At 26.9% G+C, this 13,662-nt stretch carries 9 protein-coding genes and 1 tRNA gene; 7 read left to right on the top strand and 3 right to left on the bottom strand.

What is annotated here, in order from left to right:
- Window positions 1-552, top strand: a complete 552-nt coding sequence (locus tag BRSU_RS03415; RefSeq protein WP_048593796.1) for a hypothetical protein — start codon at window positions 1-3, stop codon at window positions 550-552.
- 373 nt (window positions 553-925) lie between these two features.
- On the opposite strand, the gene BRSU_RS03410 is transcribed toward BRSU_RS03415, so the two are convergent.
- On the bottom strand, window positions 926-1,282 hold the full coding sequence (locus BRSU_RS03410; RefSeq protein WP_048593795.1) for a preprotein translocase subunit SecG: 357 nt from the start codon (window positions 1,280-1,282) through the stop codon (window positions 926-928).
- Between the two features lie 223 nt (window positions 1,283-1,505).
- On the opposite strand from BRSU_RS03410, the gene BRSU_RS03405 reads away from it, so the two are divergent.
- Genes BRSU_RS03405 through nagA form a run of 4 tightly spaced genes read left to right on the top strand, consistent with a single transcriptional unit; the run spans window position 1,506 to window position 8,651 of the window.
- Window positions 1,506-3,098: a coiled-coil domain-containing protein gene (locus BRSU_RS03405; RefSeq protein ID WP_048593794.1), complete on the top strand. Its 1,593-nt coding sequence runs from the start codon at window positions 1,506-1,508 to the stop codon at window positions 3,096-3,098.
- A gap of 20 nt (window positions 3,099-3,118) precedes the next feature.
- On the top strand, window positions 3,119-5,875 hold the full coding sequence (locus BRSU_RS03400; RefSeq protein ID WP_048593793.1) for a hypothetical protein: 2,757 nt from the start codon (window positions 3,119-3,121) through the stop codon (window positions 5,873-5,875).
- A gap of 27 nt (window positions 5,876-5,902) precedes the next feature.
- Entirely contained in the window at window positions 5,903-6,676 is a 774-nt protein-coding gene (locus BRSU_RS03395; RefSeq protein WP_048593792.1) for a sugar phosphate isomerase family, read from the top strand.
- 13 nt (window positions 6,677-6,689) lie between these two features.
- On the top strand, window positions 6,690-8,651 hold the full coding sequence (nagA, locus tag BRSU_RS03390; protein ID WP_048593791.1) for an N-acetylglucosamine-6-phosphate deacetylase: 1,962 nt from the start codon (window positions 6,690-6,692) through the stop codon (window positions 8,649-8,651).
- 67 nt (window positions 8,652-8,718) lie between these two features.
- Here nagA and BRSU_RS03385 read toward each other — a convergent pair whose 3' ends face one another.
- Window positions 8,719-11,847 (bottom strand): type ISP restriction/modification enzyme, encoded by a 3,129-nt coding sequence (locus BRSU_RS03385; RefSeq protein ID WP_048593790.1) that lies wholly within the window; start codon window positions 11,845-11,847, stop codon window positions 8,719-8,721.
- A 163-nt stretch (window positions 11,848-12,010) separates the two neighbouring features.
- On the opposite strand from BRSU_RS03385, the gene BRSU_RS03380 reads away from it, so the two are divergent.
- A tRNA-Ser gene (locus BRSU_RS03380) sits at window positions 12,011-12,096 on the top strand.
- A 13-nt stretch (window positions 12,097-12,109) separates the two neighbouring features.
- Window positions 12,110-12,817, top strand: coding sequence for a flagellar biosynthetic protein FliO (locus BRSU_RS03375; RefSeq protein ID WP_048593789.1), 708 nt, complete (start codon window positions 12,110-12,112; stop codon window positions 12,815-12,817).
- 93 nt (window positions 12,818-12,910) lie between these two features.
- On the opposite strand, the gene BRSU_RS03370 is transcribed toward BRSU_RS03375, so the two are convergent.
- Window positions 12,911-13,660 (bottom strand): early set domain-containing protein, encoded by a 750-nt coding sequence (locus BRSU_RS03370; protein ID WP_048593788.1) that lies wholly within the window; start codon window positions 13,658-13,660, stop codon window positions 12,911-12,913.
- Window positions 13,661-13,662 lie beyond the last annotated feature (2 nt).

Below are 13,662 nucleotides of genomic sequence, written 5' to 3'. Positions count from 1 at the left end.
TTGCCTAGAGAAGTTTACGACCCTAAACAAAAAGAATTAGAATTCTACGCTAAAAGAGAGGTAAAGCCACCTGCTCCTAAAAGAGAAGTAAGCATATTTGCTAGAAGATGGTTCATGTTTTTATACGGAACTTTCCTCACATTAGCTGTAATTGGTATGCTTCTTTATAAAAAAGGATTCTTTAATAATATACCACTATTTGAAGCTTTAAAGCCTAAAACTGATATAATAGTAAAAATTAATAAAGCACAGTCCATTGATGATGTCATAATAACAACTATAGAACTTGAAAATTCTAATTATACTAATTCTGAAAGCGTAGAAGTATTAAGAACTTCTTTCTCATTATACAAATATAGAAAATTAATATTTTCAGGAAACCGTTCTTTTAATAATATAAGATTCCCTGTAGGTCAAAGGATAGGATTCAATCTTAACTTTGATAAAAATTATTGGAAAGAAGCTAATAAACTAGAAATAATACTGCAATTTGATAATAATCTAGTAAAAACAAACAGTATAAATACCAAAAAAATCAAAATAAAATATTGATCTATAGCAAACAACTATATTTTGTCAAAAATTATTTTATTATTTGTGGGAACTAGCCACCACACCACCACTTGCCTTGGTCTTTAGCCCGCCTTCGGCGAAGGGGTACATTTGAACTTAAATGGGATAAATTATCTTATATGTAAAACAATTTTTAATATGATTTGTTACTAATTTTATACTTGCACTTTCGCGAAGCGTATCTAAGTTTATCGAGGATATAAAGTTCTTTGAGTCGAGGGAAAAAGACAACAAAAAGTTAAAAATTTTCACTATATACTACAAAAATAAGCAAAAATAAAAAAGAACTGCTATTTTATAAACAGTTCTTTTTATTTATATATTTTCAATCTAATTAATTAGATAATTATATTTATTGATTAGAAACAGTATTTGTATTTTCTATAGGAGCAGCATTGGTAGGTGCTGTTAATGGAGCTGCCGGCTGCTGCTGAGTAGTTGTAGTATTAGCAGGAGTATTTGTAACATTTTCAAAAGCAGTTTTTTGAGTACTTATAGCAACAGATATAAGTAATGCGCCTACTACAAATATAGTAGAAAGAAAAGTAGTAGCCTTACTTAAAGCATTTCCTCTCTGACTGCCCAAAACATTAGCCTGAGCACTTGAAAATAAACCTTCTGCTTTACCACCTTGTATGATAATTATCAATATTAATAGTACACATATTATAGAATAAACTACGATTCCTAAAGTTAGTAAAGCGTTCATATATATTTTTCCTTAAAATTAATTTCTTATATTATAAATACGATTTTATTGCTAAAAATTATAACATCATACAAAATATTTTTCAAGCATAAAACTCTTAAATTTATTTTAGAAATATGGTATTATGTTAATAAAAAAAATATTTTTATTAGTAAATTTAAATTTTTTCCGTTAATACTAATAAGGATTATAATATATATAATACAATGGCAGGTACTTTATAATGGCTGTAAAAAAGAAAGATATTAAAAAACAAACTACTAAAAAAACTTTAGACACCAAAAAAACTGCATCCAAAACAGCAGAAGAAAAATCTACTGGCAGAATTTCATACAAAGAATTGTCTGAAGAATTAAAATTAAAATTGCAGCAATCAGAAGAAAAAATAGCTGAACTAAATAAAAAATATAAAAAAGTAGTAGATATACAAAAGAAAAAAATAGAAGACAAATATAAAAAAATAATAGAAGATTTAGAATCAAAAAAATCTATACCTGCTAGAACTCAAACTAGTAATGCTGAAATAAATAAACTTCAAAAAAGATTGGAAAAATTAGAAAAAACCAATCAAAAACTAGAAGAAGAAAAAAGAAAAATAGAATTAAAAAATGAAGAATTAAAACAAAAAGCAAGAGAAGCTTTAAAATCAAAAAATGAAATATCTTCAAAAACTGCCAAAACAGATAAAGAAGCTCTAAAAGAAATTAAAGCATTAAAAGAACAATTATTAGAATCAGAACATGAAAAGAAAGAATTAAGAGCAAAATTAAAAGAGGCTGTAGCTGATTTAAAAAATGCTAAGAAAAATACAAATAAACTTTCAAAAGAAGATAAAGATCAGTATAAAGAAAATTTAAGAATATTAAAGCAGATAGAAAAAGAATCAAAAGCATTAGATAGAAAAAGAGAATTGCTAAAAAAAGAAGAAGAAAAACTTAAAGAAATAAGAGGCGATATAAAAAGTTCTGCTAAAGACATAGCTTCTACAATGAGAAAAAGTTATATAACAGCTGATGATGAAGATGAAGATTCTAACAACGGTGATTTCTTCTCAAATATGAATGCTAAAACAGAAGAAGGAATTACTAAATTAGCAACTTTACTATGTGCTGCTATGGACGATTACAGAGAGCAGAAAGAAAAAGAAAGAGAAGAAGCTGAACTTGAAGAAAAATCAGAAACTGTATCTGTTTTATCTGAAGGAGAAGATAGATTAAATAAAGCTTCTGAAGAATTAGAAACTCTTGTTGAAAATAGATTGGAAGATTCTGAAAGTACAAAAGATGAAAATCTAAGTAAAAGACCTTTCACTATCATTGATAAAATAGAAAACAGCCGCGTAGAAATTAATGAAGGATATACTCCTCCAGCAGGCGGACAAGCTATAGTGGCTTCTCCTGACTCTACTCAGCAAATAGGACAAGCTCCTCAAGGACAGCAGCCTAATATCACTGTTAAAGTTGAAGCTCCTAAAGAAAGTGCTAAATTGGCTAAGCCTGAATCTCAATTAAGACCAGCCAGTGAAACACCTACTATGAGAATGAAGCTTTTAGATGATATAGATGATTATGAAAAGAAACTTGTAATCACTTATGGTTTTGATAATATGCCTGAAAACACTTACTATTCTAAATATAAAAGAATATTAAGAAATGCCGCAAGAATAAGTTTGTTCGGAAACTTACAGGAAGGACTTGAAATGTTCAAACTTATAAGAGATCAGAATATACCCGATGAATATAAGCAGATGATAGATAAAAACATACAAGATATCACTTACTATTTAAGAGGCTTGCATAGAGTTAGAATGGAATAAAAGACAGGATAAAAAGAATAATGAAAAAGCTTATAAGAATTATATTAGCATTATTGATAATACCTATATTATCATGCTCTCAAAAAAAAGTAGTAGATAGAGAGATAGAAGCCGTTTACGATAAAAAAGATAATTCTTATACTATTACATATCCTGAATATAATAAACAGTATCCTAAATTTATAAATTTAAAATATGGAAAAAGCGTAAAAATAAATGAAGGAATATCATTAACTTATAATATAGATTCTGATAATATACCTATACAATTAAACATAGAAGTAGAAGAAAACAACATAATAAAAAAACTTTCTATAGAAAATCCATTAGTTAATAGAAATATAAACCTAACATTATATGCTACAAATTTCAATCCTCCATTAGAGAAAGATAAATTGGATAAATTATCCGTAAGTATAGAAACAATAGGAAATGTTGATACAAAAGATAAAGTAAAAATTGCAATTAATCAATATGATGACAAAATAAAATCAAGAGAAAATATAGCATTGATACTTCCTGAAAGCGGACATATAGCAAAGAGCAATCCTCCTTTCGTTATGATAAATAAAAGAACAACTCTTACTAGAATATCAATATCTAAAGAGCTTTCATTTACAACACGTTATGAATATACATTAAGAAATAATAGTTTCTTCTCTATAACTAATACATTAGAAAACGGTAAATGGTATATAGCTTTCGATGAAAACGGAGATACAAATTTAAGAAAAATTTATCATTTCTTTATAGATGACAGCAGTACTAAAATCATACCTATAACAAATAAAACTTTCAATATACCAAGACCTTTTGTATTTATAGATAAACAAACTTTTGAAGTTTTATACAATTTATTATACAAACAAAATAGACTGCAGCCTTCTGTACTTTTAAGAAATATAAATGCATTCAAATCATATACTTCAGCAAATATGGGTAAATGGTCTGTTAACAACATAGCATATTCATCAACTGATGATACTAATAAATTATATTTTGAAAATCTGCCTTCTCATACTATGATTATGTCTTTGAAGGCTGCTTTTGAACCTAATAATAATTTATTAAAATACGAAATAAAGCAGATGATAAGGGATATAGTAAACCTAGATGAAACAAAAATAGAAAATTATAATATTATAGATGCTGTTAATATATTGGCTAATTCTTTGCTTATGCCGTTTGATTTAATGTATGATGAGTTTTCTCCTGAAGAAATAGTATTAATGAAGCAGGAATTTATAAAATACGGAGAAACACTTTATAATTATATAGTAGAAAATCCTTCAGAATATAGAAATAAAAACACAATCAAATATGTTACAACATTAGGATTAATAGCAATAAACATGCTTAATGAAAATGTTAATCAGGATCAAATTAGAAATTGGCATTATTTTTCTATGAACTATATAAACAGCATGGTATTTTCTATGTTTGAAAGTGACGGAAGTTTTAAATCTTCAATAAGTGAAGCATTTGATACTATTATGCCTATACTAACTTATGCATTATCATTAAAAAATGTAGGTATATTTGATGCTTTCACTTTAGAATCATTTAGAAATATAGGAAAATATTTATCAATAGTAGGATATCCTTCAGGCTACACATTGCCTATAGGTTATACAGCTATATATAATAGAAGCAAATTAAGATTTGATACAGGTGCTAGAAATGCAGTTATGGAACTTTTAAGTAAAATGTGCGCTGATCCTTTATATAAAAATTATGCCGTATTTGCCCAAAGCGAAGCTGCTGATATCAAATATCTTCCTTATGCATTGATGTGGAATAATTATTATCTAAGAGATAATGTAAATTCAAATGTCGATTTTCAATACGAGACTTTACTTTTAAAAAAAATACAAACAGCTATTTATAATGAAAATATAAAAGCTCTAAATGCTCCTTATTTAGCAGTATATGCAAAAGGAAGAAATGCAGATGATTCTTTCGGACTTAATCATAATGACAGAATGAGTTTTGTATATTATAATTACGGCGATTCTATAATAGATGAATTAGGTTATAACTTTGATTCTAATAATTATACTATTTTCAAAGATGCAGATTTTCATAATGGCATATCAATAGATGGAAGTAAAATAGAAGAAAATATGGGCAGTTACTCTTATATAGAAAATATCACTAATTATTATAAGATGTTCTATGCTCATTCTAAAGCAAATCAAAGATATACATACCCAATAAATCTTAAAAACTATGACAGAAGATTCTACTATTTAAAGCCTAATATTTTAGTAGTAAAAGAAGATATTGAAGCATTACCTGATATAACAAGAGAATATCATGTTTATGGATATAAATATAAATGGAATGTAAACTCAAAACTTCCAATCACTTTTGATAATGAGTCCAATAAATTCATTATAGATGGAGCTTACTCTTACACATATATACAAATACTTTCATCAAATGAATTAGAATATAATGTTATTCAAACCAATATAGGACAGAATAAATTATATACAGCACAAGTATCAACTAGAGAAAATGTTAAGAAATTTGAACCTTGGATAATAGTAAGCACAATGCCTAAAAATAATGTACCAGTAGCTATGAGAAGAAATATTTTAAATCCTAATATAACTATTGGAAATTTTAATAGTACAAGTTTGAATTTCAAAGTAGGAAATAAAGACTACTATATAAATATAGAAGATTATATAAATACTTCAGATAATACAAATAAAATAAACAATATACTATATACAGAAAATAGGGAAAGTGTTATAATAAGTTCAGATTAATTTTTATTAATTATAAAGGACTTATTAATGAATATATATATAGCTGATTCATATCGAGATTATACCGTATTCACAGCAAAACATATTCTAAATTTCTTAGAAAAAAAACAGGAAAAAAAAGAAAAACTTTATATTTCTGTTTCGAGTCAGGATGATACTAAAGATATATATAAAGAAATAGTAGAAAATGTTAAAAACTATAAAATTAATTTCAAAAATATATTTATATTTCAGCAATCGGAATATATCGGGCTTTCTCCGACAGATAAAAACAGTAAGGCATATTTTTTAAAAGAAAATTTGCTTTCAAAAATAGATATACCTGAAGAAAATGTATTCTTATTTGACGGAAAAGGCGATGAATCTCAAATGGATAGACAGCTTGATATAATAAACAAAATAGGAAGATTCGATGTTATATGGTATTCGCTTACTGCTGATTCAACTTCTGCAGGAAATGAAAGAATGTCATCATTATCTTCATTATTTAGAATAAAAACTTTAAGCGATCATTCCATAAATGAAATTAAATATAAATTTGAAGATGAAAGCCAAGTACCTACAACTGTATTTAGTATGGGTATGGGATTTATAGATATGGTTGATACAGTTTTATTAACATCATCTGGAATAAATAATTCATGCTCTTTGAGAGATTGTTTAGAATACGGTATAAGCAACTCTTCGCCTTTAAGCAAATTGCAAAAACATAGTGATGTTACTGTTATAGCTGATTATGAATCATCTTTGAGATTATCAAGTCAAACCGTATTTATGAAAATAGAAAAAAATATAAAATAAAAGGAGAATATACATGAGAATCATTATTACAAATGAAAGCGTTTATGAATGGGCTGCTTATTATACTGTAAAATGTATATTAGACTATTCAGATAAAGACAAGCCTTTTGTATTATCTTTTCCTTTAAGATATATCAATAAATCATATTATCAAAAATTATTATCTTTCTACAATGATAATATAGTATCTTTCAAAAATATTCATATAGTTTCATCTGGTGAATATATAGATTCAAATATATCACAAAAATATTTAGAAGATAATTTCTTAAAATTTATAGATATACCTAAAGAAAATGTTCATTTATTTGACAGCAGTGTAGCAAATAGAAAAGAAGAAGCTAGGAGAATGGCTAATCTAATAAAAGAATTAGGCAATATCACTTTATTAATAGATAATTTAGCTGAAGATGGAAGTTTCTTGCTTAATACTCCAAGCTCATCATTAGATGGAAGCGTAAGAGATAAAAAAATAAGTGAAATAATAAGAAGCTATGAATCCAAAAAATTCAATATGCCTATAGAAATGTTCCCAAGAGAAGGTTTCACATTAGGTTTTGAAGAAGCCTTTAATGCTAAATATATACTTGTCATGGCGAACGGATATGATGTATCCGATGCTTTAGCTCATTGTGTTGAAGGAGCTATAAGCCAATTCTACCCTACTTCTGTACTGCAAGAGCATAAAAAACTTATAATTGTTGCCGATGAAGAATCAAGCAGTGATTTAAGAGTAAAAACTTATAAATATGCTAAAAGTTTGGAAAGCAAGAGTTTACACCCTAAAGAACTTATCAAAGGTCTTTATAAATCTTATTATGCACTTACAAATATCAAAATATTTGACGGTGAAAAGTTTATAGAAGGACATTGTATTGTTATAGAAAATAATGTTATAAAAAGTGTAGAAAAAGAAATTGATGTTGATGCTGTTATTACAAGAATAGATTTAGGAGGAAAAATAGTTGCTCCTGGATATATAGACTTGCAGGTTAATGGTATAGGAGGATATGACATTAATGCTGATCCTTCTATAGAAACATTAAAAAATATGAATGAAGTTTGTCAAAGATACGGCTGTACTTCATATTTGCCGACTGTTATTACAAACGGCGATGAATATATGATAAAAATAATAGACTTGTTTAACAGTATAGAAGATTTATCAGTAATAGGCGTATTAGGCATACATTTTGAAGGACCTTATATATCTCATGAAAAAAGAGGTATTCATAATGATAAATTTATAAGAGAACCTAATATGGAAATGATAGATAAAATCAATGCCTCAAAATGCGTAATGGTAACAGTAGCACCGGAAATGGTTGATGGTGAAGTTATAGAAGAATTTGCTATGGCTGGAAAGGTTGTATCTGTAGGCCATACTAATGGTACTTATACAGAAATAAAAGAAAAAATACCTTACGGCATAACTTTTGCCACTCACTTATTCAATGCTATGCGTCCTTGGGGTTCAAGAGAGCCGGGTGCTGTAGGTGCTGTACTTGAAACAAAAGACATGTATGCCGGTTTAATATGTGACGGAGTACATTGTGATTTTGCTTCTGTAGAACTTGCTTACAAATTAAAAACAGGTCATATATGTATAGTAACTGATGCCATAGCTCCTGCAGCTTCAGATATAAAAGAATATATTTGGGCTGGTAAAAAAATACATAGAGACGGCAACAGACTTATAGATGATAACGGAACTTTAGGAGGATCATCTATAACTATGAGTCAGTCTGTAAGAAATGTAGTTAATGAAGTTGGTGCTACAGTAGAAGAGGCTTTAAAAATGGCTTCGCTCTACCCTGCTCAGGTTATGGGCATAGATGATAAATACGGCAGAATCAAAGAAGGATATATTGCCGATTTAGTTATACTGGATGAAAAGTTAGTTGTAAAAGGCGTTGTATTCAAAGGAAATTACAAAGAATACGATTATGACCATGAATGGGTAACTCATGCTTAAACTATAAAGTTTCAATGCATTAAATAAATAAGGCTTTGCTTAATTTTTTAAGTAAAGCCTTATTTATTTACAAAAAATTAATACCTGCAATTTCATTTTCTAAATTCAATGACTTATCTAAAATCTGTATAATCTTCTGAAAATAAGAGTAATCAATATCTTCACTCTTATGAGATTTTAAATATTTATCTAATACCTGATAGCCTCCAATTTTATAGAGCCAAACTTCTTTTGATACATTATCAAAATATAGACTTTTATTAATAAATAATCTTTTTTCTTTTTCATTATAAATAGGCTTTTCTATTTTGTTATTCTTATCATCTTTATATAACCCCTCACCCACATCATTATTTAAATTATTATCTTTCATTAGATGAAGATTGTATAATTGAGTACCTAACTCACTTAATTTTATAAATATATCTTTGGAATCAGTAAAAGGAATTTTAGGGAAATCAATTTTTAGAAAGTCTATATATTTAGTTCTGTAAGTTTTATGAAACAGCACTGCATAGATATAGCCTAATACATCTTCAGGCGAGAAATTATAATCATATTTTTTATCAATGAAATTTCTAAAATTAACAGTAAAATTTTCTATCTTATCTGAATTTTCAAATGGATTTTCTTCATACTGCTCAAATAAATCTCCAACATTATAATTTTCAGACTGAATAGCTTTTTTAGCACTAGGGGTATTGTATAAATATAATGGAAAAATATAACTTCCAGAACCTACAAGATGTAAATCAATTAAATTATTAGAAATAAAAATATTCGATATTTCTTTTAATTTTGTACCTCTATCACATATGACTCCTATATTATTATCATCTTTTAAAAAATGTTCCATAATATCTTTTCTTGCCCTTTCTATTTTATCCGTATCATAATAAACAAACCTTTTATCAAAAGGACGATAATTAATAATTTCTACAAAAGAATTATCAAATTCATCATAATAATTTTTAACTTGTTCTTTCAATTTATCTTCACTCAAACCTATTAACACAGAATCTTTTGATGTTACTATACCAACATTATAAATTCTAAAAATATCTTTTATACTATAAAATTTATCATATTCTTCGCGTAAATTTTCATCTTGTTTTACAAATAAAAAGAAAGGCTCTTTATATTCTAATTTATTCCACTCTATGCTTTTAATATTATTATCAAAAAGAAATTTATATTTATATTCTCTTTTACCGTACAAATCATAATAGTATACATTAGCATAATCACCGCCATATTTATAATATGAAGGATTTAATTTTTTATCTTCAACTTTTTTATCTTTTATTTTTTGACTATGCTTTACAAATATATTTATACTCACACCCTGCATTATATCAAACACATTTTCATCTTTGCTGCCGTCTGGACATGCTTCTTTTTTTCTGGTATTGCCATGCAAATTTACAATATATATTTCATCAAAACTTTTTAATAAACTATAACGCATACCTCTAAAAGTAGGATTATCCAAAAATGAATTATTAGAAATAAAGCCAAATATTCCTCCGCCATTCTGATTATCTATTTTTTGCTGTGCAAATCTTATAAACTTCACATAATCATCAAGAAGCCATTTAGGATTTTTTTCTTTTTCTATTTTGCCATTTCTTGTTATAGCTAAAGGAGAAGACTCTAAACCGTCTTTATATTCTTTTCTTACTTCTTCCTCAAATATGCCTTTATTGGCACTTGCTCCGCTATATGGCGGATTGCCTGTTATTATGAGAATCTCTTTTTCTTTTGTTTTTTGTGCAAGATTCATCTCTTCATTAAGTTCTTCAAATATATTATTTTTTTCTTTGCCTTCATCTAAATGTATATTTTCTAAAGTGTTGGTTAAAAATATATTTAATCTTTCATCATCTTGTAAACTATAATCAAATTCTTCTTTTAGTGTCTGAGATATTTTAAGATGTGCTATTGTATATGGAGCTATCATAAACTCAAAGCCGTAAAATTTATTAATTAATTCTTTAGGGTTATATTTAACAGAGTTTTTTTGATAATAAGATAAAGCCTTTCTAAAAGAATCAAGCAAAAATGTGCCTGTACCAGTTGCAAAGTCTAAAAGTGTTATGTTAGTATCTTTTTCTAATGCCTCGCCTAAGCCTTTATTTTTATGAAAATAATCTTTTAAAACTATATCTATAGAATCAATAATAAAATTAACCACACTTTGAGGAGTATAATAAACGCCTCTTAATTCTCTAAGCTCTGGATTATATTTATACAAAAAAGTTTCATAAAAATGCATATAAGGGTCTTTCTGCACTGCTGTATTATCATATTTATTTAATTCTTCTACAATAGAAACAATATTTATATGATTTGTAATATTTATTATTTCATTCAAAAGCCATTCTATAGTTTTTAAATCATTAGTATTTAATTCTTCCAAATCTTGAAGAAATTTACTCATTGCTCTTATTAATGGAAAAGATTTCGGTATAAACTTAGTTACATTATATAAATCTATTTTTTCATTTGTATTAAGTCTGGCTAAGAATAAACTATAAGTAAGAGTCTGGGCAAAGTTATCGCAAAAGTCGGCAAAATCTATCTGCGAATAAATTGTAGTTTTAAATATATGATATAAACGTTCTATCTGATTATTATTTTCAAGTTCATATAAATCATCTCTCAATATTCTAGTACGCATAGCTAAAGCATCAGCAAACTCTAAAGCTGTATTTATAGGTTTAGGTTCTCTTGAGAAAAATATTTTAAATATATCTAAAAGCTTTGTGCCTGCATCATCTAGTTTAATTTTTTTATAATTTTTAATCTCGCTTAATTCGCATATTCTCACTTCATCAATAATATTACAATTTTCATCAATTAATATAAATCTCAAATAATCTGTAAGTATAATATTATCACTTAAAAGTAAATATTTTTTTATCTGATCACTTTTAATAATTTCATCAAGATTAGCATTCACTCTTTTATTTTCTATATACCCCAAAACAAGAGAATCAATAGTGATTAAAAAATCAGGTGCTCCTCTGCCCTCTTTATCATTATTAGGTTCATGCTTTATATTTACTTTACTAAAATTAAGATTATTTTTTACATTATTTAATAAAATTTCTAAAGCACCCCTGTAAGTATGCTCTTTATCTTCAGTGGTAATATCTTTTATACGTTCTAAATATGCAGATAATTCTTTAATCATAATGCCGCCCCTTGATTTTATATTATAATAAAAAATATACCATTTGTCAAAATTACATACATTATATTATTTAATAAAAAACACACTTTAATCAAATATAAACTTGACTAAAAATCTTATTTATGTTATCATAATACAACTATTGAGAAAAATATATAGTTATGGAGAGATGCCCGAGAGGCCGAAGGGAGCAGTTTGCTAAACTGTCGTAGGCAACCCCTACCGCGGGTTCGAATCCCGCTCTCTCCGCATCGGTTTATATATGATTAAAAAAATTTCTGTCATATTCTTAATTATTTTCAGCATAGCACTTACTCAAGAAAACACAAATGATACTAATCTAAATAATACTAACAATGCGGCTGCTGTAACAGAAGAAAATACGAATAATGCACCAGAAACTAATTTTTTTAATGCCCCTATAGATAATACCAATAATGCAAATGAACCTGCTATATTACAAGACATTAGAAATATTCAGGACAGAGCCGAAGTAAGTAATGGCTGGATGTTTATAAGAGCTATAATTGGTTTTATAGTTACTTTGGTTGGTATATATCTTGTATTTATATATTTGAAAAATAAGTCAAAAAAAGTTTCAGGGTCAAGCGATATCATTAAAGTGCTTGCCACTACTCCTGTAGCTACAAACAGATATATATCTATAATAGAGATTGTTGAAGATATGTATTTAGTTTCTATTTCGGATCATAATATTAATTTATTATCAAAGATTGAAGATAAAGAAACTAAAGATCAAATAAAAATGATGTATATCAACTCTAAAAACAATACTGTAGATGACAGTTTTAAAAATATTTTTAATCAAACATTATCAGTATTCAAACAGCCAAAAATGAAAGAAAAAGATCCTTTACAAACAACTTCAGAAATTAGAGAAAGACTTCATGATTTGAATGCTGAAAATCCTACAATAAATAATAACAATGATGATAATCAAAATAAATAAGTAAAACTGAGTAAATAATAAAAAAATGCAATAAAAAAAGGATAGCCAATTAAATAGCTTATCCTTTTTATTTTATCTTAGTTAATTATATTATTAATATACCATTCTTTTATTAGTTTGATTATAATTTATCAATGTATATGAATGAAGTCTTCCATCGCTTCCTTTATAAACATTCATATTAAGAGGATCAACTTCCCATATTCTGTCTACAACAAAATTATAATAGTAGTTTCCAGCCTCAGCTCTCAAAGTTATAACCCATAAATTATTAGAATAAGTCATAGGATATCTTAAACTATCGAAACCCAATTTATCAGAAGTAAACATAACCTCTTTAGCTGTATCATTACTGTAGAAGAATGTAACTGTACCATCAGAATTATAAATAGGATTTTTTTCATAGAATCCTATATCATTAGTTAAAACAAAATAGCTTACAACCTGATTATTATTATCATATTCGATATTAGCATTTACAGGGTCATTAATCCAAACACCATTTACTCTGTATCTATATGAATATTTTCCAGCTTTAAGAGGCTGCTGCCAAAGATAATAATAAACACCATAAGAACTCTTTATAAGAGGTATGCTATCCTCCCAATTATTAAAATCACCAGATATTTCTACAGAATCATAATTTTCAGCAAATGTAAATAATACTCCGTCATTTACAACTCTTGGTGCCATAACATCTTGTATATTATAATATTTCAAAATTTCCAATCTATTCATTCTAGCTTCATACTGTTCTATAGTTTCAGTATCTTTCTCTCCGCATGACAAAAGAACTATGCTAAAAATAATAAATAATATTGTTGATTTATATACTTTTTTCATTG

The organism is Brachyspira suanatina (assembly GCF_001049755.1).
GTDB classification, from domain to species: Bacteria; Spirochaetota; Brachyspiria; order Brachyspirales; family Brachyspiraceae; genus Brachyspira; species Brachyspira suanatina.
Note: the sequence above shows the minus strand (reverse complement) of the source record. Positions and strands in the feature narration are given on the sequence as shown.

Bases quoted from the DNA above. Each gene is read 5' to 3' on its own strand.
- BRSU_RS03400 (WP_048593793.1), top strand. From the start codon at position 3,119: ATGAAAAAGCTTATAAGAATTATATTAGCATTATTGATAATACCTATA.
- BRSU_RS03375 (WP_048593789.1), top strand. From the start codon at position 12,110: ATGATTAAAAAAATTTCTGTCATATTCTTAATTATTTTCAGCATAGCA.
- BRSU_RS03395 (WP_048593792.1), top strand. From the start codon at position 5,903: ATGAATATATATATAGCTGATTCATATCGAGATTATACCGTATTCACA.
- BRSU_RS03410 (WP_048593795.1), bottom strand. From the start codon at position 1,282: ATGAACGCTTTACTAACTTTAGGAATCGTAGTTTATTCTATAATATGT.
- BRSU_RS03370 (WP_048593788.1), bottom strand. From the start codon at position 13,660: ATGAAAAAAGTATATAAATCAACAATATTATTTATTATTTTTAGCATA.
- BRSU_RS03405 (WP_048593794.1), top strand. From the start codon at position 1,506: ATGGCTGTAAAAAAGAAAGATATTAAAAAACAAACTACTAAAAAAACT.
- BRSU_RS03385 (WP_048593790.1), bottom strand. From the start codon at position 11,847: ATGATTAAAGAATTATCTGCATATTTAGAACGTATAAAAGATATTACC.
- nagA (WP_048593791.1), top strand. From the start codon at position 6,690: ATGAGAATCATTATTACAAATGAAAGCGTTTATGAATGGGCTGCTTAT.